General features: G+C 43.8%; 20 protein-coding genes. 9 read left to right on the top strand and 11 right to left on the bottom strand.

The window, feature by feature from the left end; genetic code table 11:
- Positions 1-59 precede the first annotated feature (59 nt).
- Positions 60-2,936: a DNA gyrase/topoisomerase IV subunit A gene (locus AC07M6_RS01340; protein WP_494886926.1), complete on the bottom strand. Its 2,877-nt coding sequence runs from the start codon at positions 2,934-2,936 to the stop codon at positions 60-62.
- 755 nt (positions 2,937-3,691) lie between these two features.
- Between AC07M6_RS01340 and AC07M6_RS01335 the strand changes: the two genes are divergently transcribed.
- On the top strand, positions 3,692-4,051 hold the full coding sequence (locus tag AC07M6_RS01335; protein WP_494886924.1) for a hypothetical protein: 360 nt from the start codon (positions 3,692-3,694) through the stop codon (positions 4,049-4,051).
- 66 nt (positions 4,052-4,117) lie between these two features.
- Here AC07M6_RS01335 and AC07M6_RS01330 read toward each other — a convergent pair whose 3' ends face one another.
- The 3 genes from AC07M6_RS01330 to AC07M6_RS01320 all read right to left on the bottom strand — a co-directional run bounded on the left by AC07M6_RS01330 (position 4,118) and on the right by AC07M6_RS01320 (position 5,908).
- A complete protein-coding gene (locus tag AC07M6_RS01330; protein WP_494886922.1) occupies positions 4,118-4,528 on the bottom strand; it encodes a VOC family protein in 411 nt (136 codons plus the stop codon).
- A gap of 270 nt (positions 4,529-4,798) precedes the next feature.
- Positions 4,799-5,218 carry a helix-turn-helix transcriptional regulator gene (locus tag AC07M6_RS01325; protein WP_494886920.1) on the bottom strand — a complete coding sequence of 140 codons (420 nt, stop codon included), beginning with the start codon at positions 5,216-5,218 and terminating at the stop codon, positions 4,799-4,801.
- 183 nt (positions 5,219-5,401) lie between these two features.
- Positions 5,402-5,908, bottom strand: a complete 507-nt coding sequence (locus AC07M6_RS01320) for a YdeI/OmpD-associated family protein (protein WP_494886919.1) — start codon at positions 5,906-5,908, stop codon at positions 5,402-5,404.
- 163 nt (positions 5,909-6,071) lie between these two features.
- Between AC07M6_RS01320 and AC07M6_RS01315 the strand changes: the two genes are divergently transcribed.
- The 3 genes from AC07M6_RS01315 (at position 6,072) to AC07M6_RS01305 (ending at position 10,075) form a co-directional block, all read left to right on the top strand.
- A complete protein-coding gene (locus AC07M6_RS01315; RefSeq protein ID WP_494886917.1) occupies positions 6,072-6,497 on the top strand; it encodes a nuclear transport factor 2 family protein in 426 nt (141 codons plus the stop codon).
- 174 nt (positions 6,498-6,671) lie between these two features.
- Entirely contained in the window at positions 6,672-7,853 is a 1,182-nt protein-coding gene (locus AC07M6_RS01310; RefSeq protein ID WP_494886915.1) for an acyl-CoA dehydrogenase family protein, read from the top strand.
- Between the two features lie 110 nt (positions 7,854-7,963).
- Positions 7,964-10,075, top strand: coding sequence for a tetratricopeptide repeat-containing sensor histidine kinase (locus AC07M6_RS01305; RefSeq protein ID WP_494886913.1), 2,112 nt, complete (start codon positions 7,964-7,966; stop codon positions 10,073-10,075).
- Positions 10,076-10,085: 10 nt separating this feature from the next.
- Here AC07M6_RS01305 and AC07M6_RS01300 read toward each other — a convergent pair whose 3' ends face one another.
- From AC07M6_RS01300 to AC07M6_RS01290, 3 genes are all read right to left on the bottom strand, one after another.
- Positions 10,086-11,426, bottom strand: coding sequence for a GH1 family beta-glucosidase (locus tag AC07M6_RS01300; RefSeq protein ID WP_494886911.1), 1,341 nt, complete (start codon positions 11,424-11,426; stop codon positions 10,086-10,088).
- Positions 11,427-11,724: 298 nt separating this feature from the next.
- Positions 11,725-12,174, bottom strand: coding sequence for a PA2169 family four-helix-bundle protein (locus tag AC07M6_RS01295; protein WP_494886910.1), 450 nt, complete (start codon positions 12,172-12,174; stop codon positions 11,725-11,727).
- Between the two features lie 171 nt (positions 12,175-12,345).
- Complete coding sequence (locus AC07M6_RS01290; protein ID WP_494886909.1) at positions 12,346-12,513, bottom strand: hypothetical protein; 168 nt, start codon at positions 12,511-12,513, stop codon at positions 12,346-12,348.
- A gap of 247 nt (positions 12,514-12,760) precedes the next feature.
- Between AC07M6_RS01290 and AC07M6_RS01285 the strand changes: the two genes are divergently transcribed.
- From AC07M6_RS01285 to AC07M6_RS01265, 5 genes are all read left to right on the top strand, one after another.
- Positions 12,761-12,988, top strand: coding sequence for a hypothetical protein (locus tag AC07M6_RS01285; RefSeq protein WP_494886907.1), 228 nt, complete (start codon positions 12,761-12,763; stop codon positions 12,986-12,988).
- A 67-nt stretch (positions 12,989-13,055) separates the two neighbouring features.
- Positions 13,056-14,531 (top strand): ATP-binding cassette domain-containing protein, encoded by a 1,476-nt coding sequence (locus AC07M6_RS01280; RefSeq protein ID WP_494886906.1) that lies wholly within the window; start codon positions 13,056-13,058, stop codon positions 14,529-14,531.
- 71 nt (positions 14,532-14,602) lie between these two features.
- The gene (locus tag AC07M6_RS01275) at positions 14,603-16,156 is read left to right on the top strand and encodes an ArnT family glycosyltransferase (RefSeq protein ID WP_494886905.1); all 1,554 of its coding nucleotides are present in this window, start codon (positions 14,603-14,605) and stop codon (positions 16,154-16,156) included.
- A 63-nt stretch (positions 16,157-16,219) separates the two neighbouring features.
- Positions 16,220-16,591 (top strand): DMT family protein, encoded by a 372-nt coding sequence (locus AC07M6_RS01270; protein WP_494886904.1) that lies wholly within the window; start codon positions 16,220-16,222, stop codon positions 16,589-16,591.
- Positions 16,592-16,625: 34 nt separating this feature from the next.
- Positions 16,626-17,813, top strand: coding sequence for a hypothetical protein (locus AC07M6_RS01265; RefSeq protein WP_494886902.1), 1,188 nt, complete (start codon positions 16,626-16,628; stop codon positions 17,811-17,813).
- A gap of 1 nt (position 17,814) precedes the next feature.
- Here AC07M6_RS01265 and rpe read toward each other — a convergent pair whose 3' ends face one another.
- The 4 genes from rpe to rpsO all read right to left on the bottom strand — a co-directional run bounded on the left by rpe (position 17,815) and on the right by rpsO (position 21,904).
- Positions 17,815-18,477 (bottom strand): ribulose-phosphate 3-epimerase, encoded by a 663-nt coding sequence (rpe, locus tag AC07M6_RS01260; protein ID WP_494886900.1) that lies wholly within the window; start codon positions 18,475-18,477, stop codon positions 17,815-17,817.
- Between the two features lie 442 nt (positions 18,478-18,919).
- A complete protein-coding gene (locus AC07M6_RS01255) occupies positions 18,920-19,198 on the bottom strand; it encodes a hypothetical protein (RefSeq protein WP_494886898.1) in 279 nt (92 codons plus the stop codon).
- Between the two features lie 160 nt (positions 19,199-19,358).
- The gene (gene pnp / locus AC07M6_RS01250) at positions 19,359-21,494 is read right to left on the bottom strand and encodes a polyribonucleotide nucleotidyltransferase (protein WP_494886897.1); all 2,136 of its coding nucleotides are present in this window, start codon (positions 21,492-21,494) and stop codon (positions 19,359-19,361) included.
- Positions 21,495-21,625: 131 nt separating this feature from the next.
- On the bottom strand, positions 21,626-21,904 hold the full coding sequence (gene rpsO / locus AC07M6_RS01245) for a 30S ribosomal protein S15 (RefSeq protein WP_494886895.1): 279 nt from the start codon (positions 21,902-21,904) through the stop codon (positions 21,626-21,628).
- Positions 21,905-22,648 lie beyond the last annotated feature (744 nt).

Raw genomic sequence — 22,648 nt, 5'->3', positions numbered from 1 at the left:
CTTGAAAGCTATTACCAAAAAAGAGGCTGTCATAATTTTAATGACAGCCTCTTTTCTTTTTAAAACAAACCCAGTTGCCCCTTATCGTCAATCTCAATATCATCCGGGTTGGTGATCTCGAAATCTATCTTTTTGGGAGCCGGTGGTTCCGGTTCTTTTGGCGGTTCTACTTTTGGCGGTTCCACCGGTTTTTCTTCTGATTTCACCGGTTCTGTTTTTGGCGATTCTACCGATACAGGTTTTTCGGCTTCCGGCTTAACTTCCATAATAGGCGCCGATGTTTCTTCGGGCTCTACCATCGGTTTTACCGCTTTGGCCGGCGGCGTATCTGCTACTGCCTTAGCTTCGGGCGATACTACTATTTCGGTTTCCTCAACTGTATTCGGTTCCGGATCGGGTACATCGGCCGCATCATCATGCTCGGTGATCAATACCACGCTTTGCACCACATGGGCCGATAGGCGGTTACCCATAGCTTTCATGCCCTTCACATCTATCAGATCGGCCAGGTTCATTTCGGCCGTTTCGGGGATCATGGTTTTACCTTTTAACTGCTCCACTTTAGCAATCGGTTGTGCCGCGCCCGAGATGAGGATGAGTTTTGACCCCGGCTCTTCACTAATAAAGCTGGTTTGCTTGCCAATAACCGTGTTCTCGAACATAAACCGCTTCACCATATAGTTTTTTGATTTACCCTCAAAATACACTACGGTATAAACCTTTTCAGGATTATACTTTTCGATCATTTGCATTTTATCATCAAAGTGGTTATTCAGGTCAAAGCTGGTCAGCTCATACACGCCATTGCTTAACAGGGTAAATATCTTATCCTCACCGTCAAACTCGCCCAGGTATTTGCCTCTGCCGTCGGCATTCAAACGCTTCAATATCTCATCGTACCAGATCTTCCGACCGGCTAAGGTAGATACGCCTTTACTTTTCAGGATGATCTTTTTAACCGGATATTTGGTAATGATGTTACCCATGCTTCCACGGCCTTTGATGGCCAGTTCGGCAAAGTCCTCGTCAAATTGTAGTTTCTTCAGCTTAGAGTGCGGTTTCAGTTGAATATTCACCACTTCGGCCTCGCCGTTAGGGTTAGCGCTGAAGTACAGCACCCGGCTGCCTTTACTGCCTTTGGTTAAATCATACTCCTTATCGCGGGTAACGCCTACCACACTAAAACGCTTAATGTAGGATACGCCGCTTTGGCCGTCCTTATAGATCATGTTGTAAACCGTGCGCTCGTCGTTCTTTTTAAATACGGCCACATGCAGGATATCCTTACCAACAAATACCTTCTCCTGCACTTTGGTGATCAGCATTTTCCCATCCTCGCGAAATACAATAATTTCGTCGATATCCGAGCAATCGCATACAAAGCTTACCGCTTCATCCTTTTTCAAGCCCGATCCGATAAAGCCGTCTGTACGGTTAACATACAGTTTGATATTGGCCAGCGCCACTTGTGAAGCCTCTACCCTATCAAAGGCCCGCAGTTCGGTTTTACGGCCGCGGTCTTTACCAAACTTGGCTTTCAGTTTTTCAAACCAGTCAATAGTATAATCGGTCAGGTGTTTCAGGTGATGTTTCACCTGTTTAATCTCGTCGTTCAGGTTTTTGATTTGCTCATCCGTTTTCTTAAAGTCGAACCGGGTGATGCTGCTCATCGGCTTATCGATCAAACGCTTGTAATCTTCAGCTAAGATCTCGCGATAAAACCGCGGGAAGAAGGGCGCGAACAAACGGTTCAACACTTCTACTACCAATTCAAAGGTCGACGAACTTTCGTAATCGGGGTGCTTGTACATCCCCTCCTGTATAAATATTTTGAGCAGCGAGCTGAAGAAGATCTTCTCCATCAGTTCACTCAGCTTAATTTCCAGTTCCTGCTTCAGCAGTTCTTTAGTGAACAGGGTACTTTCTTCCAGGATATCGTTCACACTCATAAAGTGCGGCTTATCGCCTTTAATCACACAAGTGTTTGGCGATATGGAAACCTCGCAATCGGTAAAGGCATACAACGCGTCGATAGTTACATCGGGCGAAATGCCCGGCGCCAGGTGGATCATGATCTCTACGTCCTTGGCCGTATTATCCTCGATCTTTTTGATCTTGATCTTGCCTTTGTCATTAGCTGCTATCACGCTGTCAATTAACCCGCCGGTGGTAGTGCTGAAAGGAATCTCGGTAATAGCCAGCGTTTTTTTATCGCGCTCCACAATTTTGGCCCGTACCCGGATGCGCCCGCCACGCTGCCCCTCGTTATAAGCCGAGCAATCGGCCATACCGCCGGTGGGGAAATCAGGGAGCAGATCGGGCCGTACACCGCGCAATATGCCGATAGATGCATCAATCAGCTCAATAAAGTTGTGCGGCATAATTTTGGTAGCCAAACCCACAGCAATACCCTCGGCCCCTTGTGCTAACAACAACGGGAACTTTACAGGCAAGGTGATCGGCTCTTTGTTACGGCCATCATAGCTGGCTTGCCAAACGGTGGTATCGGGATTAAAAACAACTTCCAGCGCAAATTTTGATAAGCGCGCCTCGATATAACGCGGCGCCGCTGCCGAGTCGCCGGTTATAGGGTCGCCCCAGTTACCCTGGCAATCAATCAGCAGGTTTTTCTGTCCTATCTGCACCATGGCATCGCCAATGGAAGCATCGCCATGCGGGTGATACTTCATGGTATTACCAATTACGTTGGCGGCCTTATTAAATCGCCCGTCGTCCATCTCCTTCAGCGAGTGCAGGATACGGCGCTGAACCGGCTTCAAACCATCATGAATATGCGGAACGGCACGGTCAAGTATTACGTACGATGCATAGTCAAGGAACCAGTTCTCGTAAAGGCCATCCAGCGAGATGACGTTATGCAGGGTATTCTCTTCGTTATTAACAGGCGTATCATTCGCGCCTAAATCTTCACTCATTAGCAGCTAAAAATTATGGATGGGTAAATATAAATATAGTTGCCTGATTGCGGGAAACGAGTTTTAAACAAAATGGGCGGGATGTGGAATGCGGTGAGGGTGATTGTGTGTTGTGATGTCGGTGATTTAACCACGGAGGGCGCAGAGGTAAGGAACACAGAGGGCACAGAGATTTGCTTCTTGCGCTCGCTTGTAACGGGTGCTTAAAACTTTCGGGCGATTGTATCGCGCGTCGCAGCCGCTTGACCATGTTCAGCACTTGTTACAAACGAGCTCAAGGAAAGGAACATACAGATTTGAACCGGTGGAACTGTTTTTTTGGTCCAGGCGGGGCAAAAACGTATCAGATTTAGGGCAGCAGCAAAAAAGTATAGTTAAACTCACTTTTAGGGATGTCGTAATTAATTGGGGCAAATTTCTCAATTCGGTCGAAACAACAGCATTTAACTAAAATAGAATACAATTATCGTAATTATAAATTATTGTTCTTATTTAGAAATTATCGGTATAACATTTGCAAGATGGTGCATACACTAACAATGTTATATTATGGTACATTTCCTTTCTCAGGCACTTCACATCTTTATAATGGCCGTAGTCATTCTTTTCGGCATTATGTGCGTTATCGGTGGTGGCGGCCGGTTTGACCACTGGAATACGCGATTGAAAGGCAGGGCACGACGAGTAATGGGGACCCCTACCCCATAGTCCATATAGGGTAGTTTAACAAATATATTTTCAGGTACTTAAATAGTATGGTTATCGATTTCTATAATAAAAATGTCCCGAATGCACAGTTTAAGATTTGCTGGGGAAATGAACAATGCACGCCCATATTTTCATTAAAAGCTGGAGCAACGGGAAGTTACGATTTAACTTTCAGTCATTCCATCCAGCCTGGCACCCAATGCCGGGTTTATGCATGGGATGGAATGATAGATAGTTTTAACAAGGCTATAACTTTTACTTACGAAAAAGGCAAAAAGATGAGCGAGGCATTCAATTTTTTCATTAATGACTTAACACAAAAAGCGGATCTTAAAAAGATTGATCGGTCTTTTAAATATAGAGCCTGGTATTCATTTGCTCAAAAGTTAGTGAAACCAAGAGATTAACCGAAAGTTTGAAGTTTTAATCTCCCGTCATCTGCACATCTGATATCCGCACATCTGTACATTTACCTACTCCTTCTGCCCCAGCGAAAACCAATTGCCTGAATCATCTTTAAACAGGGCTTCGTAACCGTAAAATTCTTTGGTTGGCTCTTTAGTAAACTCTACGCCTTTGGCTTTTAGTTCCTCATAAGTGGCCAGCAGGTCGTTACACTCAAACACACCGAATCCGAAGGTGCCTTTGCTTACCAGATCGCGCATTTGTGCGGCAGCTTCTTTTTTAAACATCATGCCCTCGCTAATAGCCATCAGGCTTATTTCCAAATCGGGTTGCTCGGGCGGGCAAACGGTGAGCCAGCGCGCGCCGGGGCCCATAGCGGCATCGGTGTGGACAATGAAGCCCAGTTTATTTACATAAAAATCATAAGCACTGTCCTGATCCAGGACGAAGATGCTAACGTGGTTCATTTTTGTGATCATCGCTTCGTTTGTTTATATCCAAAGATGCTCACTTAAACTGGGTTCAACTTCTTTAAAATTGCTATTTATTAATGCACACCGCTGCCCGCAAACACGGAACCTTACCCGCCACATAGGGTTAACACAACTTAACATAATTCGGGCATTATTTCATATAAATAATTGACAATCAGAATGTTAACTTTTATTAGTGTTAACCCAAGATGATTTTCTAATTAACTAACAATCAACATTTTACATTTTAAGTGATAAAACTACTTTTATGACGGGTTATTTATCAACCCAACCATTTTGCTGCGCGAAGCAATTGGGGATAAACTTGAGGGGGGCTTTGCTTATTTCTTCCGCGCGTTGTAATTGCCGTGTACGATATTGCGCCGGACTTGCCGAGGTATGCTTTTTAAACAAGCTGGTGAACGACCCAATGCTATCAAACCCTACTGCAAAACAAACCTGCTGCACCGGCACATCGGTCTTTAGTAGAAGTTTAGCCTTTTCAATTCGCACTACAGTTAGGTACTGGTGCGGGGTTTTGTCGTATATCTTACTAAACAACCGGATAAAATGATACCGCGAAAAATAAGCCTGGTCGGCAATAGCATGCCGATCGATAGCCTCGTGATAATGGCTATCCATATACAGCTTAGCCTGTACAATGCGGCGGTATAAATATATCTGGGGGTATGTCATTGGATCATTGGGTCATTGGGTCATTGGGTCATTGGGTCATTGGGTCATTGGGTCATTGGGTCAAAATGCCTGCGGCATTTTTTAGACTAACTATTTAATGACTCAATGACAGCGAAGCGCAATGACTCAATGACAGCGAAGCGTAATGACTCAATGACGCGAAGCATAATGACACGAAGCCAGTTACCTTTTCCTCATCGCCCGTATCATCTGCCCATAGTCCCACTTATTTACCATGGCGTTAATGGTATTGGCAATACGGATAGCCCGGGTAGGTTCGGTTTTGGCGCTGTTTATCCAGTTCACAAAATAACGGCGGTGGCCTTCGGCCAGGCTGTTAAAATAGTCCATCCCCCCGGGCTCGTATTCAAAACATTCCTGCAAATCATCGGGGACAATTACTTCCGTATTATTATCTACCTCTAAAGTAACCTGCAGCATGGCGCCCGCGCGTTTATGGATCCCTTTGCGCATACCGGCATTAATGGCCATAATAAAAGCGCCCTCGCCCATAGGCATCAATGCAACAGCTTTAATTGGGAAACTATCCAGCATGCCTTTTACCCTGAACGATTTTTTGTTACCGGGCTTTAACTGCTGCGCTATATCAGCCGGGATATCAATATAAGTCCACCCGGTTTTCTCGCCCTGATCTGCAAACTGCAATATAATGGTAGTGTATGTTACCATAGTTTATCGTATACCTAAACTTAAAAAGCCAGATTTGTTAATTACACGCTAATTTGTTAAAAAATTGTTAAATCTCACCATTCGCCATCAAATGCTGTAACGTTTTGTATTCTGAAGGCATCTTATAGATATAAATTAAATAACAACCTTAAAATACAATATTATGAAAAGTTTAAAATCAATTGCCTTAGGCATCGCATTATTAGCCACTGTTTGTGTTGCCAAAGCAGCAGATAAACCAGTAGAAAGATTAACAAAGAATTACGCCATTAACACTTATATAGATGCTATGAGCCGCGGTAAACTGCAAGGCATGAATGAGGTGCTTGACGCGACTGCTAAATTTAGCATGTTACGTGGTACAAAGGTAATGAGTTATGGCAAAGCAGAAATGCTGGGCTTTTTAAAAGCCAACCAAAATATTGAGCAAACCTGCACAATCAGCACATCAGTAGTTGAAAACAATGAGGATGTAAGCGTAGTAAAAGTAGATATGCAATATGATGGCTTTGTACGCAGCAATTATGTAACCGTAGCCAACACCGGCGAAGGATGGAAAATTACCAACGTGTACAGCGTGTTTAAATAAATAATAGTTTATAGTTTTGTTTGATGAGGGCCCCGGTGTTACCGGGGCTTTCTTTGTTTATAGCTTTATTGATCCGGCCCCGCAAGCATAAATCCTCCAGTGCAAAGTCTGCTCCGGCAATCCCTTCGCAGACACAAAATTTTCATTAGATTTGCCACTATAAACCACCTATTTATGGCCAGGACAGACCTTTTTGAATCGCCCGATTATTATTTAATGGATGAATTATTGACCGATGAGCATAAACTTATTCGCCAAACGGTTAGGGATTGGGTAAAAAAAGAAGTGTCGCCCATTATAGAGGATTATGCCCAGCGTGCGGAATTTCCCAAACAATTAATTAAAGGATTGGCCGAAATTGGCGCCTTTGGGCCAACTATCCCAACCGAGTATGGCGGCGCGGGATTGGATTATACCGCTTACGGCATTATTATGCAGGAGATAGAACGCGGCGATTCGGGCATCCGGTCAACCGCGTCGGTACAGGGATCGCTGGTGATGTACCCTATTTATGCCTATGGATCGGAAGAACAGAAAAAGAAATATCTGCCCAAACTGGCCAGCGGCGAAATGATGGGCTGCTTCGGCTTAACCGAACCCGACCATGGATCGAACCCGGGCGGTATGGTAACTAATATTAAAGATGCCGGCGATCATTATATCCTCAATGGCGCCAAAATGTGGATCTCAAACGCGCCCTTTGCAGATATGGCCGTGGTTTGGGCTAAGGACGAAAGTGGCAAGATCAAAGGCATTATCGTAGAGCGCGGTATGGAGGGCTTCACCACGCCCGAAACGCACAATAAATGGTCGTTACGGGCATCAGCTACCGGCGAACTGGTTTTTGACCATGTAAAAGTCCCCAAAGAGAACCTGTTGCCGGGTGCATCCGGACTGAAAGGCCCCCTGGGTTGTTTAAACCAGGCCCGTTATGGCATAGCCTGGGGCGCATTAGGCGCGGCGATGGATTGTTATGACACCGCCCTGCGCTATGCCAAGGAGCGTGTACAGTTTGGCCGCCCGATTGGCGGCTTCCAGCTGCAGCAGAAAAAGCTGGCCGAAATGATCACCGAGATTACCAAAGGGCAACTGCTGGTTTGGCGCTTAGGCACTTTGAAAAGCGAGAACCGGGCAACAGCCGCGCAAATATCTATGGCTAAGCGCAATAGTGTAGAAATTGCTATCAACATAGCCCGCGAGGCCCGCCAGATGCTGGGCGGGATGGGCATTACCGGCGAATACCCGATTATGCGCCACATGATGAACTTAGAATCGGTAGTAACTTATGAGGGGACGCATGATATTCATTTACTAATCACCGGGCATGATGTTACCGGGTTAGATGCCTTTAAATAATCGTTTTTAGCAGCTTTAAAAAACCGATACAACGATTAAGAATGATTTTTACTTATAAAATTGGATATCAGGCGGGCAGCTATTATATTTGTTTCAGACTATTATCGTGAATGCCCTCATCAACTGCTAAAAGTCCTGCGCCTAATTTCCTTATCAACAGTCTGTTACGGCTGTGTGTTTTGTTAGCAGCTATAATTACTTCGTGTAACGAAAAATCTGAGGATATTGAATTCTCTAAAGGCTTTAAACCTGTTTATGACTCCACCAGCCGTTTGTTCGAATTAAACCAGGAAGACAAGGGTCTACGCTATCTTGATTCCTCGGTTCAACACCTTTCTGACCTTACGCCAACAGATAAATTCCGCAAATACGGGTTTCATTATGTGTATCATAATAAGATAAAACATACTAATGAGGAGGCCTTGCTGTATGCAGACAGCATGATAGCGGCAGCCAGTCTGCTCACCAACAAACAGCGTTATATTTCGTTTTTGGGCGAGGCAAACTTTGCACGTGGCGACGCCTTGTTTGAAATGGGCCGTTATAACGAATCGTACAGCAGCTATTACCAGGGCTACCTGTTAGGTAAAAACAACCTGGATAATTGCACCCTATCAGCTTATACCTATCGCATGGGGATGATTACCTATAAGCAAGCCAATTATAAAAACGCGGTAACCTATTTTAAGGAAAGCTTTAAGCAAAATAAATCGTGCAAGGATGAATTTGTTTCCTTTTACCGCCAGCAGGAAGTATTAGATAATACCGCTTTAGGATATAAGAATCAGGGAATGCTGGATAGCGCGCTGGCCTATTTTAATTTGGCACTGCAATATATTAACGATAAAGGCACAAAATACCAGTCGCGGGCTGATATACTGGAAGTAGCGCGGGCCGTAATTTATGGCAACATGGCCGATGTATTAAGCATGGAGGGGAAATATACCCAGGCTGTAGCATTACTAAAAAAGAGCATTGCTACCAACCTTAAAAAAGGCAACGATAACCATGATGCAGAGCTATCTGAAATAAAGTTGGCCCGCTTGTACATGAACTTACATCAGGATGAAGAGGTATTGCTTTTATTAAACACCATACGCACCCAATTAGACTCGGTAAAAGCCAGCGATGCCGAAGCCGGCTGGAACTTAATGATGGGTACTTATTACAAAAACAAAAAGCAGCTGGCCCAATCCATGCCTTACATGGAGGCCTATCATCATCTTAAAGATTCGTTAACCGAACGTACCCGGTCTTTAAAAGAAAATAATGTGAACGAGCAGGTGGCTAACCTGGAAAAACAATACCAGATTGTAGATCTGCGCAACAAACAGCGGATCTATATGTACGCCGGGATGATCTTCGTGGCCATGTCGTCTGTCATTATTTTCCTGATCTTCCGTAACTGGAAAAGATCGCGGCGCGAAATGGAGGTGGTAAGTGCGCTTAATACCCAGGTAAATATGCAGAAAGGCAATCTGGAAACGACGCTGACCGATTTAGAACAAAGCAGCCAGGAAAAAGACCGCATACTGCGCACCGTAGCGCACGACCTGCGTAACCCGCTTGGCGGTATAGCCTCACTAACCGGTGCAATGGTAGAGGACGCGGATTATAACAACGAGCAGATAGAACTATTGAAGATCATTAAAGAAACCGCTTATGATTCGCTGGAACTGATCAATGAAATATTAGAAGCCACCAGCAGCGCCCCTGCCGAATTGCAAAAGCAACCTGTTGATATTAATATGCTGTTGAATAACAGTGTAGAACTGCTGCGTTTTAAAGCTGCCGAAAAAAATCAAAAAATTGTATTGAATACCCTGAGCGCGCCGGAAGAACTCATGATCAGCCGCGAAAAAATATGGCGGGTTATCAGTAACCTCATTAGCAATGCGATCAAATTCAGCCCCATTGGTGCAGAGATATATGTAAGTGTAACCGATGAGGTGAACGAAGTTGAAATTGCGGTTAGAGACAATGGAATAGGCATCCCCGAAAACATTAAAGGCAAGGTATTTAATATGTTTACCGATGCTAAGCGCCCGGGCACATTAGGCGAAAAATCATTTGGCCTGGGTTTATCAATCTGCCGCCAGATCATTGAAAAGCATGACGGTAAGATATGGTTTGAGAGTGACATCAAAAATGGCACAACCTTTTATGTGCGCCTTTCAAAAACCAATATTGCTGTTAGCGATGTTGTGACAGCCCGTGTATAAACGCTTCTGGTTATTTTAAAAACTGCCCATACCATTTTCCCGAAGCTTTGATCCTGCGCTGCTGTGTTTCAAAATCAATATGGATCAGTCCAAAGCGGGGGTGATAGCCTTCGGCCCATTCAAAATTATCGGTAAGCGTCCATACAAAATAGCCTTTTACATTTACGCCATCGTTTTTTGCCTTTAAAACCTGCGCTATATGGGTTTGCAGGTACTCCACACGCTCTGCATCATTAACATCCTCGTCGGCTAATTCATCAGGAAACGCGGCCCCGTTCTCGGTTACATAAATCGGTTTAGCGGTATCATAGGCGGCAAATTGCTTTAATACCTGGTATATAGCGGGGGCATGCACTTCCCAACCCATTAAGGTAGTGGGCACATTGCGTTTGGCGGCCTTCACCAGGCGGGCGTAGACATAAGGAGTGAACAAAGAAAACCTGACAATTTCGCGGGTATAATTCTGTATCCCGATAAAATCAAAATCAAATGTCATATTGGCTTCATCGCCGGGCAGGGTATGTTTGGCTATCCCTTTTAAAGCAGGCACTTCCGTAGGATAACCCAGCCCCAAAAGCGGCTCAATAAATAAGCGGTTTAACAAAGCATCAACCCGGATAGCGGCATTAATATCCCGTGTTTTTTGCGAATACGGTTCAATATGCGAGCAGGAAAAAGTTGTACCTATCATAGCATCCGGCAACATTTCCCTCAGTTTTTTTGCAGCCGATACGATGCTGAGTACCGTGTGATGTATAGCCGGTAAAAAGTTTTTTAAACCGGTGCGGCCCGGCGCATGTAAACCCAGGAAATAGCCGGCCCCCGTAAAAACACCAGGTTCGTTCATCACCATCCAGTGCTTTACTTTATGGCCAAAGTGCCGGGCGCAAATGGCGGTATAATTAGTAAACCAATCTATAATTTTGCGGTTTGTCCAGCCGCCCTGTGCTTCCAGGTTTTGGGGCAGGTCCCAGTGATATATGGTTAGCCAGGGTTCGATACCCTGCTCCAGGCAATAATCAATTACCCTGTGATAATGATCTATACCCTGCTGGTTAACTTCGCCATCACCATTGGGCAATATCCTTGCCCATGCAATAGAGAACCTGAAATTGGGGATATTCATTTGCCTGATCAGGTCGATATCCTCGCGATAGCGATGATAGAAATCGCAGGCTATTGCAGCAGTATCACCATTCAGCACTTTGCCTTTTTTGGAAGTAAATTCATCCCAAATAGATTGCCCTTTGCCATCTTCATCGCATGCCCCTTCTGTTTGGAAGGCCGCGGTAGATACCCCCCATGCAAAATCATCCCCAAAAAGCTTTTTACTGAGTTCTTCGTGTTCCATTTAGACTGAGCCGCCGGCCCGGCCCAATTTGTTGATTATTACCGGATAAAAAAAGAATATGCCCGACAATATTTTAGTGCATAAATGACGAACGCATACTTTTGATCATCAGCCTTTCGCGTAATACGCCTATCAGGCTTAAAATATTTGCAATTAATCTCATGGCTATCAGTATTTAATTACACTAAGCTACAAGTATGGCATAAAGTGGTGATTACATTAATGTGATGTTATTGTTAACAGTTGTTGGTATCATAAAAAAACTCCCGGCGTTACCGGGAGTTTTTTAAGGGACTTATTATTGTTGATCGCGCAGGGCTTTTATTTTATCGTGCGCTGCTTTTAATATGGCTTGCTGGCGGGTTAAAGTAGCCTGCAGGTAAGCCGGCATCGTATCATCTTCCAGCACTGTTCTATAGGCTTTTTGCGCGGCATCCTCGCCAAATTCACAACTCTCTAAAACTGTTTTGTCCGAGCTTCCAAAGGCGTCTTTTAAACCCATCCAGGCGCGGTATACTTTTCCGCTCATGGTAGTACCGGTTTCAATTTCGCCGCCTAAAGCCTGCACTTCGGTACCCAATTCCATTTTAAACCGATGGCTCTCACCTATCAGGTTGGTAAAAAGGGTTTTAAGTTCTGAATTACTGTCTTTAAGATCATTAATCGCTTTTTCGTATCCTGCAATACGATCATTATGGATCTCGATCAGATCGTTTAAATTCTCAACTGTTACGCTTGTAGTTTCCATATTCTTGATGTTTTATAATAGAATAACGCCCGCCATCAAGATTTGTTTAATTTAAAAGAAATTTTTTTAATCAAAAACGAGCGCTTTACAACAAACTATCATACATCACCTGTCTGCAATTGCAAACAAATAAAGCGTAATCAGTACAATTAAACTGATCAGCATAATATTTTAGCTTCTTCCCCTAAAGGCCGATATTAGCCAAATAATCAGGAATACAACTATTAGTGTAACTATAATTCCTACGGCAAATCCGGCTTTTGCTATTCCGCCAATTACCTCGCAACTGCTTAAAGTAGCTACTACTAAAGCAAAAAGTAAAATGTTAAGTTTTTTCATACGTTGGATAATGTTGCTACGGTTAATTCAAAAACTATACCTTAAAATATCCGGGCAACGTTACCGTTAAAAAAAACGTACTATTAGTATATGATGTGCGTCTCTGTATACAGTTGATTTAAAATATAGAAAAAAATAAATCCACAAATACTGACTTATCGTACATATTTGAAAATAATAATGGTCCTGCTATTTAAACCTTTGTTACCTTTGCTTGTCAAAGTGCTAATAATATATTTAATAGAATATGAGTTACGAAATACAGCCGGGAATTGATTGTGAAAATTGTATTAAATGTGGCACAAGGCCTGTAATTGATGAAGCTAAAAAAGGCGGATGGGAAGTAAAATGCCCTAACGAAGCGTGTAAAAATGTAGTAGCAAGTCCTTTGGTAGATATCGAAACATGGAACCGGCTTAATAAAAAAAACGTTAACTTATCCCGCGGCGATAACAGCCTGATGCGGTCGGCATAATTTCCTCGTTAAAAATCCTTTCATGATATAGTTTTAACAACGATAGCCTATATTCGGGGCTTTATCTATGTTAACTTCATTTCTCACTATCAGGCAAGGTGTTATTGGCTATTCAAACCAGCCGGTCATCAACGATGTTTCCCTGCAAATTAAAAAAGGGGAACACTGGGCCATTACCGGTCAAAGCGGATCGGGCAAAACCACATTGCTGAATGTTATTGCCGGTAACCTACAGCTTAAAGCAGGAGAGATCATCCGCCATTTTGCGCAAAATGATAAGGGTGTAACAGATTTCCATCTGCTCATCGGCTTTGTAGCTTCCAAACATCATTTCCGTAATTTATCTAACACTTCAAATTTTTATTATCAGCAACGCTATAATTCCTCCGATTCGGACGACTCCTTTACGGTAGCTGACTACTTGAATAGCATTTCCACTCCCCTGTCAGTACACCATTACTGGGATATGGATAAAGTGATCCGCTTGCTTAAACTTATACCGCTGGCCGATAAGCAGCTGATTAAACTATCGAACGGAGAGACCAAACGATTGATGATAGCGGCCGCCCTGCTTAAAAACCCTTTATTACTACTGCTGGATAACCCCTTAGCCGGCCTGGATATAGCAACCCGTACCCAATTTAATACCATCATAAACCAAATTGCAGCCAGTGGCATTACCATTATAATGGCTACCGGTATACACGAAATACCCGAAGCTATAACGCATATAGGCGTATTGCAAAATGGTAGTTTTAATACCGCCGCGAAAAAGGAATTAGACACGGATAAGCTATTTGCCGAACAAAATAATTACAACGCTTTTGACCTGAATGGCTTGCTGAACAAGTACCCGGCCCCCTTATACCATGCTGTTGTAAATATGCAGCAGGTAACTATCCGCTATGGCGAAAAAACGATTTTAAGCAATATTAACTGGCAAATTAATCAGGGCGAACGCTGGGCTTTGCTTGGCCCTAATGGTGCCGGAAAATCTACCCTGTTAAGCCTCATCAACGGCGACAACCCCCAGGCTTATGCCAATAACATTGTACTGTTTGATAAAAAGCGCGGCAGCGGCGAAAGTATCTGGGATATCAAAGGGAAAACTGGCTTTATATCGCCCGAGTTGTACCAGTATTTCCCTGCTGATACGCTATGCCTGCAGGCCATAGAATCGGGATACTATGATACCATGGGGTTATTCCGCCCCTCAGACAAAGCTAAAACCGACCGTGCCCTGCAATGGATGAAAGTACTGGAAATAGACCGATATGCCCGGCAACCGTTAAAGAATATCCCCGCCAGCGCGCAACGCCTGTGCCTGCTGGCCCGCGCCATGATCAAATGCCCGGCCCTGCTTATTTTGGACGAACCTTGCCAGGGGATGGACAACCACCAGATACAGCATTTTAAGGCCCTGGTTGATACGATTTGCCGGCAAACCAATATTACCCTTATTTATGTTACGCATTACACACAGCACATCCCTGATAGTGTACAGCAGATCTTTAAATTAGCAAATGGTTATATGGTTGACTGAATTGGTAACCCAAACTGTATTAATCTAATCAACTAATTATTACCTTTAACAAAAAACCTGGTAAAATCTTCATGATTTCAAGTAAACGGCCCAATTATAATTGGTTAATACTACTGTTTGTTGGGATAAAAATAATTTTGAATTTGCTGGCGATAGCTCATTTTGGGTTTCACCGCGATGAACTGCTACATTTGGTACTGGCCGATCATTTAGATTGGGGCTATAAAGAAGTACCACCATTAATTGCTGTACTAAGCTATATTACAGTGCATGTGTTTGGCACCTCTGTTTTTGCGGCACGTATTTTAACTACGCTTTGTGCCGGATTGATAGTTTGGCTTACCGGCCAGATCACCCTGGAACTGGGCGGCCGTAAATTTGCGATAAGCTTAGCCTGCATATCGCTGATATTTGCCCCTGCATTTGTAGCCAGCGGTTACCTATTCCAACCTGTCGTGTTCGATCAGTTTTGGTGGGTGCTGGCCGTTTGGCTGCTGGTTAAATATGTGAACACCCAGCAGGCAAAATACGTGTACTGGCTGGGTGCTGCTGTTGGTTTTGGTATGCTGACCAAGTACACCATGGCGTTTTTTACTTTTGCCCTGATATTAGGCATCCTGATCAGTAAACAGCGCCGTATATTGTTTACCAGGCACGTGCTGATAGCCGCCCTGATAGCCACACTGATATTTTTACCCAATGCCATCTGGCAATTTGCGCACCACCTGCCGTTTATTACCCACATGCGCACCCTGGATGAACAGCAGCTACGCTATAACAACCCTGCTGGTTTTATTATACAACAATTTTTGGTGAATGGTACGGCCTTGTTTGTTTGGCTGGCAGGTTTCTTTTTCCTGCTGTTCTCGTTCCGTTTACGTAAGTTCCAGTTTTTAGTATTTGCTTACCTTTTAATCTTTCTTTTTTTAGTACTGATGCATGGCAAGCAATACTATTTATTTGGCGCTTACCCTATGCTGTTTGCAGCCGGTGGTTTCGCGTTTGAACGGCTGCTAAAATCGTGGCGGCCGGCTTTGCGTAATACTATAGCGGTTTTATTGATAGCTCCCAATTTATTGCTTTTACCTGTTTTGCTACCGGTATTGCCGCTTAACCAAACCCTGGCATGGTTTAGGTTTACCGGGAAAATGCATTTCTTTGATTTTGCCATTACCTGGGAGGATCACAAAAAGCACGCTACAACTCAGGATTATGCCGACATGTTCGGGTGGGACGAAATGGCTAAAAAAGTTGCCGCTGCCTACCACCAGCTTACCCCCGGGCAGCAAAAACAGACCATTATATTTGGTAGCAACTATGGGCAGGCCGGCGCCCTGCACCAATACGCCAGGCAGTACAACATACCCGATGTGGTAAGCTTAAACAGCAGTTTTGCCCTATGGGCGCCCGACAATCTGCATTTTAAATATATGATATATGTAGACAATCACTTTCACTCGGATATATCGGCTTTAACACCAATGGTGGGATACGTCCGTAAACTGGGCGAAATTGAGACCCCTTTTGCGGTAGAAAAAGGCACCGGTATTTATCTGCTGACCGACCCGAAACCGGCTTTGCTTGAACGATATGCACAGGAATTAGCAAAGAAACGTTTGGAGTAATGCCTTAACCCCTCTTTGGGGTGAATTATAAAACAATATTAAATTATCTGCATTAATGTAGCTATGCGCGGACTAAAAACCATCATCTTTCTTTTAATATCCAACACCTTTATGACCTTTGCCTGGTATGGGCACCTTAAATTTAAAGATTACGACTGGGGCAAAAATATCGGGCTGATAGCCGTGATCTTTATTAGCTGGGGACTGGCATTTTTTGAATACCTGTTTCAGGTACCGGCTAACCGCGCCGGCTTTAAGGGCGATGGCGGCCCTTTTACCCTGGTGCAGTTAAAAACCATACAGGAGGCTATTACGCTAACCGTTTTTATGGTATTTAGTATCATCTTTTTTAAAACCGAAAAATTTGGCTGGAACCATTTGGTAGGCTTTGGCTTGATTGTACTGGCGGTATTTGTTATATTTAAGAAGTGGTAGGTTAGTGATTAGTTAATGAGAGATTAGTTTTAAAATGAAGTATATATTCAGCATTGTCGCTTTATTAGCGGTTCAAAGTATTTTCGCGCAATCTAAGCTGCCGGTTATTAAAGCTACATCAAAAAGTGTAACCATTAACGATGGCGGTTTTTTGGATAAAAATGCCTGGTCGCTTTCGCCGGGGATAAGGCCAGATATTTATACGGCCGACAGGACAAGAGAAACCAAATGGGTTATCTTTTATACGGATATAGATTCGATAAGGGTAAAGGTAAAGCCAGGCACAAAGTATAACTTTATTGTATTGCTCAACGGCAAAGATTCCTGTTACACACAAATTGCCAGCGCACTCCCTCCTGTAGATAAACTAAAAGGTAAAACAGTCAAAAACGACACCATTCCATTTACCCTTACGGCTAATGACGCCATCGCTGTAAAGGCTATTATTAATCAAACAGATACCTTAAACCTGCATTTTGATCTCAGTTCGTTCGATTTTCATTTAACGCGTGATGCGATACTAAAAAAAACAAAGTTGCTTGCTAATCAGCCCGATGCCCTAGCCGGGAAAACAACACCAAACTATAATAAGCTGAGCAAGGTATTTAGCTTACAAATGGGTAATAGGTTTTGGACCGACCCGGTAGTGTTACCAACAGTTACAACCGCAAGCGAAATGGACGGGCGCTTTGGCGGGAACCTTTTTGAAGGCAAGCAAGTTGAAATTGATTACGATCATAATCTGCTTATTATTTACCCGGTTTTGCCAAAGGATATGCAGGGCTACGTTAAATCCAAACTGGAGTTTATGCGTTCGTATGCTACAGTTAAAGGATCGTTTGAAATAGGCGGCAATAAATATGCAGGGAGTTTTTCAATGGATACCGGATCGGGACTGGCCATTATTTTAGATAGCGCCTGGGCAGCTAAACATTATTTTACTAAAGATTTGAAGCTGATTAAATCATCATTCCTCAGTGATCCCCGTGGAGTAAAATACGAAACAAAAACAGTTCTTGCTTCGTCTTACACCATCAACACATTTAAGCTCACTAATATCCCAACTTTGGTTTTGGGCAGTAAAAACCCGATGGGCTTTTCTGTTAATTACCTGGGGAACGGGCTTTTAAAAAGGTTCAACATCATCCTCGATTTTAACAAAGATGAGATCTATATGAAGCCCAACCATTTAATAAACCTGGGTTATAAAGATAATTCTTAGATTAAATACCCAGATCTTTCATCGCGGCTATCGTCGCCAACTGATCTTTAGCCGAAAAAACAAAGTTACCGGCCACCAGTACGTTTGCGCCCGCATTTATTAACTGGGCTGCATTTTGCTGTGTTACGCCGCCATCTATTTCTATGTACAGATTAGGGTTACGCTCCACCGCTAAAGCCTTTAATTCTTTTATCTTTTTGTAGGTATTTTCAATAAAACTTTGTCCGCCAAAACCCGGGTTAACCGACATGATCAATACCGTATCCACATCGGCAATAATATCATCCAACAGCGCTACGGGCGTATGCGGGTTAAGCGCCACCCCTGCCTTGCAGCCTAAATCCTTTATAGCATGTATAGTGCGGTGCAGATGTGTGCAGGCCTCGTAATGTACGGTGATATGATCGGCGCCGGCATCCTTAAATGCCTGCAGGTAACGGTCGGGGTCAACTATCATCAGGTGTACATCCAGTGGCTTTTTAGCGTATTTTTTTACCGCCTTCATTACCGGGAAACCAAAAGAGATATTGGGCACAAACAGGCCATCCATAATATCCACATGGATCCAGTCGGCCGCGCTGGTATTGATCATTTCAATATCGCGCTGCAGGTTGGCAAAATCGGCAGCTAAAATAGATGGGGCTATCAGGTGGAAATTGGTCATTGGGTTATTGGGTCATTAAGTCATTGCAAATATAGAGGAATACTCCGAAAGTTGGGAGACCGAAAGCTTTTGGGACACTGACCGTTCATTATAAACCTGATAGTAGTGGAAAGCCCGGAGTGTAGCGCAGCGAACGAGGACTTGGAACGGATAGCAGGACTACCGATGCCTAAGAACTACTGGCTTTCATTTCCAAAACAAAAGCATGTCATTGTGAGTTATCAAATCCCGGCGGGACTTTAAAGGTGGAGTAACAAGGAGGAGTGGCTGTCACCCTGAGCCCGTCGAAGGGTGTGTGCGAGGCCTGCCTACCATGGTTCGACAAGCTCACCATGACACCCTACGCTCGATTTGCCATTGCGAGGTACAAAGCAATCGCGAACTATGCAAGACCGCTCTTTGGGTGTGCGATTGCTTCGTACCTCGCAATGACATGAGGTAATCAGTCACAATTCTGCAGCAGATCGTAATATTTACGTATCAGTTCGGTATCGTAGTTAACAAGGGAGTTATAGGCTTCGGCAACCAGTTCGGTTAGTATGGATGCGCCTAATGCGCCGGCGCCGTTGGGGATGTCTTCGTAATACCTGATCAGATCTTTTACACGAATGATCTCGTATAGTAATGCCTGGATCAAATCTGTTTGCGCATTACCGTGACTCCCCGACGAAGGATGATAGCTAAGGAAATCTAAGGGATCATTGGTATTAGCAGAAGTCATTTTAAATGTGGCACGCGCTTATTGATTAGAAGATTTTGGTTCTGTCACTTATTTAAGGAAATACTAAAAAAAGGTTTTTGTTTTAATTATTTTATTTTTTTTTCAAAAAACTAAAAAAGCCCCTTAAAAAGGGGCTTTTGTTAACTTATTGCTAATAAAATTAATTAGTGGCGGCTGGTCTTTCCGGGCGCGGCATTAAAGCCTTGCGCGATAATTTCAGCTTACCTTGCTTATCAACTTCTAATAGTTTCACTTTTACTATCTCGCCAATCTCAAATACACCATCCATAGATTCGATCCGTTTGTGGTCGATCTCGGAAATGTGCAGCAAGCCGTCTTTACCAGGCATAATTTCAACAAATGCACCGAAAGGCATGATCGAACGTACTTTACCTTCGTAAATTTCGCCAACTTCTGGTTTCATAGCGATAGCTTTAATGCGGCCAACGGCGGCATCAATAGCGGCTTTATCGTCAGCAAAGATCTGCACTACACCCTGGTTGCCAACTTCCTCGATAGAGATAGTAGCGCCGGTTTCGCGTTGCATTTCCTGGATAATTTTACCACCAGGTCCGATAACGGCACCGATGAATTCTTTATCAATACGGATGGTAACAATACGTGGAGCGTGTGGTTTGTAATCTTCACGAGGGGCTTCCATGGTTTTAGCCATTTCGCCTAAGATGTGTAAACGACCGGCTTTTGCCTGATCTAATGCCTTAGCCAAAACATCGTATGAAAGGCCGTTGATCTTTAAGTCCATCTGGCAGGCCACGATACCGTTTTTAGTACCGGTTACCTTAAAGTCCATATCACCTAAGTGATCTTCGTCACCTAAAATATCCGAAAGGATAGCGTATTTGGTACCCATTTCGTTAGTGATCAAACCCATCGCAATACCTGATACAGGCGCTTTGATTTTGATACCGGCATCCATCAGCGCTAATGTACCCGCGCAAACGGTAGCCATTGATGATGAACCGTTTGATTCCAGGATATCCGAAACGATACGGATAGTGTATGGGTTCTCGTCGTCAGCAGGTAATACCTGTTTTAACGAACGCATAGCCAGGTTACCGTGACCGATCTCGCGACGGCCTGCACCCCTGTTAGGGCGAACCTCGCCGGTTGAGAAACCAGGGAAGTTATAGTGCAGCAGGAATTTTTGATAACCGTTAATGAACGCGCCATCAATCATTTGCTCATCGTCCTTAGCACCTAAAGTAACAGTGGTTAATGCTTGTGTTTCGCCACGGGTAAATACGGCCGAACCGTGAGCAGCAGGTAAATAACCAACTTCGCTCCATATCGGACGGATCTCGGTAGTCTGACGACCATCTAAGCGTTTACCTTCGTCTAATACCAGGTTACGGATAGCATCATACTCCACATCGTGGTAATATTTTTTAGCCAGGAATTTAGTAACGTCGTCAATTTCGCCTAAGGTTGCAATATAGTTATCGCGTACTTCCTTAAACTTAGCCGAACGCTCATCTTTACCCGAAGCAGAAGAAGCAATAGCGTAAACCTGCTCATAAGTAGCAGCGTAAATAGCTTTCTTCAGATCTTCGTTATGGTTTTCGTGGCTGTAGGTACGTTTTTCAGTTTTGCCAACTTCAATGGTCAGTTCTTTTTGTACAAAGCATTGTACTTTAATGGCTGCATGGGCAAATTTCAATGCCTCAACCATTTCGTCTTCCTGAATTTCATCACACTGGCCTTCAACCATATTGATGTCAAACTCGCTACCGGCAACTATAAATTCTAAAGTTGCTTTAGCTAATTCGCTCATCCGTGGGTTAATCACCAACTTGCCGTCAATCTTAGCAACACGAACTTCAGAGATAGGGCCATTGAAAGGGATATCAGAAACAGCTAACGCTGCCGATGCTGCCAAACCGGCTAAGCAATCAGGCATAATATCTTTATCAGCTGATATTAAAGAGATCATCACTTGTGTATCAGCGTGATAATCTTCAGGGAATAATGGGCGCAGGGCGCGGTCAACCAAACGCGAGATTAAAACCTCATAGTCTGATAAACGTGCCTCGCGGCGTAAAAAACCACCCGGGATACGGCCTGTTGCAGCGTATTTCTCCTGGTAGTCAACAGAAAGCGGTAAAAAATCAACACCTTCCTTAGCTTCAAACGATGAAACAACGGTAGCTAATAACATGGTATCACCCATTTTTACTACTACGCTGCCATGCGCTTGTTTGGCCAGCTTACCGGTTTCGATCTCAATGGTGCGGCCGTCACCTAAATCAATAACCTTTTTAATTACATTTAAACTCATTTGTTTGTTGTTGTGATGCACCTTTCATCTTTGGGGGCGCACCGGTTTTTATGTTGTGTAAATTGTTTCAAACAAAGTAAAAAAGCCATTCGACCAATTGCGAACGGCTTTTTCAGTAAAACTGGGAAAACTTATTTAATGATATCCCTTAGCTCAAGAGCCTTGATAATAGCACGATATCTTCCGATGTCTTTTTTGTACAGGTAAGCCAGCAATCCGCGGCGTTTACCTACTAATTTTTGCAGCGATAACTGGGTTGAAAAATCCTTACGGTTTTTTTTCAGGTGACCGGTTAAATGCGCGATGCGGGTGGTGAATAAAGCAACTTGTGCTTCTGTTGAACCAGTGTTGGTAGCAACGCCACCGTGTTTTGCAAAGATCTCTGCCTTTGCTTCTTTACTTAAATACATTACGTGAATAATATTAAAGCGTAAATAAATTTGTTAATTGTGGCGCAAAGGTAGTGATAGTGTTGCATATATACAAGGGTTGTTTATTATACGCCTGTCATTGCGAGGTACGAAGCAATCGCACACCCAAAGAGCAGTCTTGCATAGCTCGCGATTGTTTCGTTCCCCGCAATGACAATGAGGCTTAAGAGAAGAACACTTCCGTGTCTTCGCAGGGTCTCTCGGAGAGGACCCTGCGTTACCATGCAGGTCCGATAAGCGTGTTCGCTTTGCAAACGTGCGCAGGGTCCTCTCCGAGAGACCCTGCGGGAACACAAAATGGGTACTTACTTGTTTGGAATATTTTTCAGCATTTCATTAGGCCGGGTAAATCAGTTATGAAAGCCGGTGGATGTTACTTTTTTTTTTCGCAAAAAAGAAAGTAACCAAAGAAAAAAACCGCGGCTTGGTTATCTTCTACGAACAGTCAGTGCTTGGGCAGGGACAGTGATACCCGAAGATTCCCGATGCCGCATTTAGGACGGTTATTAAAGGTTCGTCACAACAGTAATCGCAAATCCAATTGGCAAGAGGCTGATCAGGAGCGCGGGCCTGTCAAAAAAGCGGGCCAGCGTTGGCGGGAATGCCCTTGGCAACCGCCTCCGGCGAGGAGTTGTCAAGGCAGGGAGCGTGGAAGCTTTTTTTGACTTGACTTTTGGTTACTTTGTGTCGAAGACAAAGTGACTTGGCCCCTGCGGCTAAGAG

Source organism: Mucilaginibacter sp. GW821-FHT07H05 (assembly GCF_059418485.1).
This window is presented reverse-complemented; position numbering and strand designations above follow the sequence as displayed.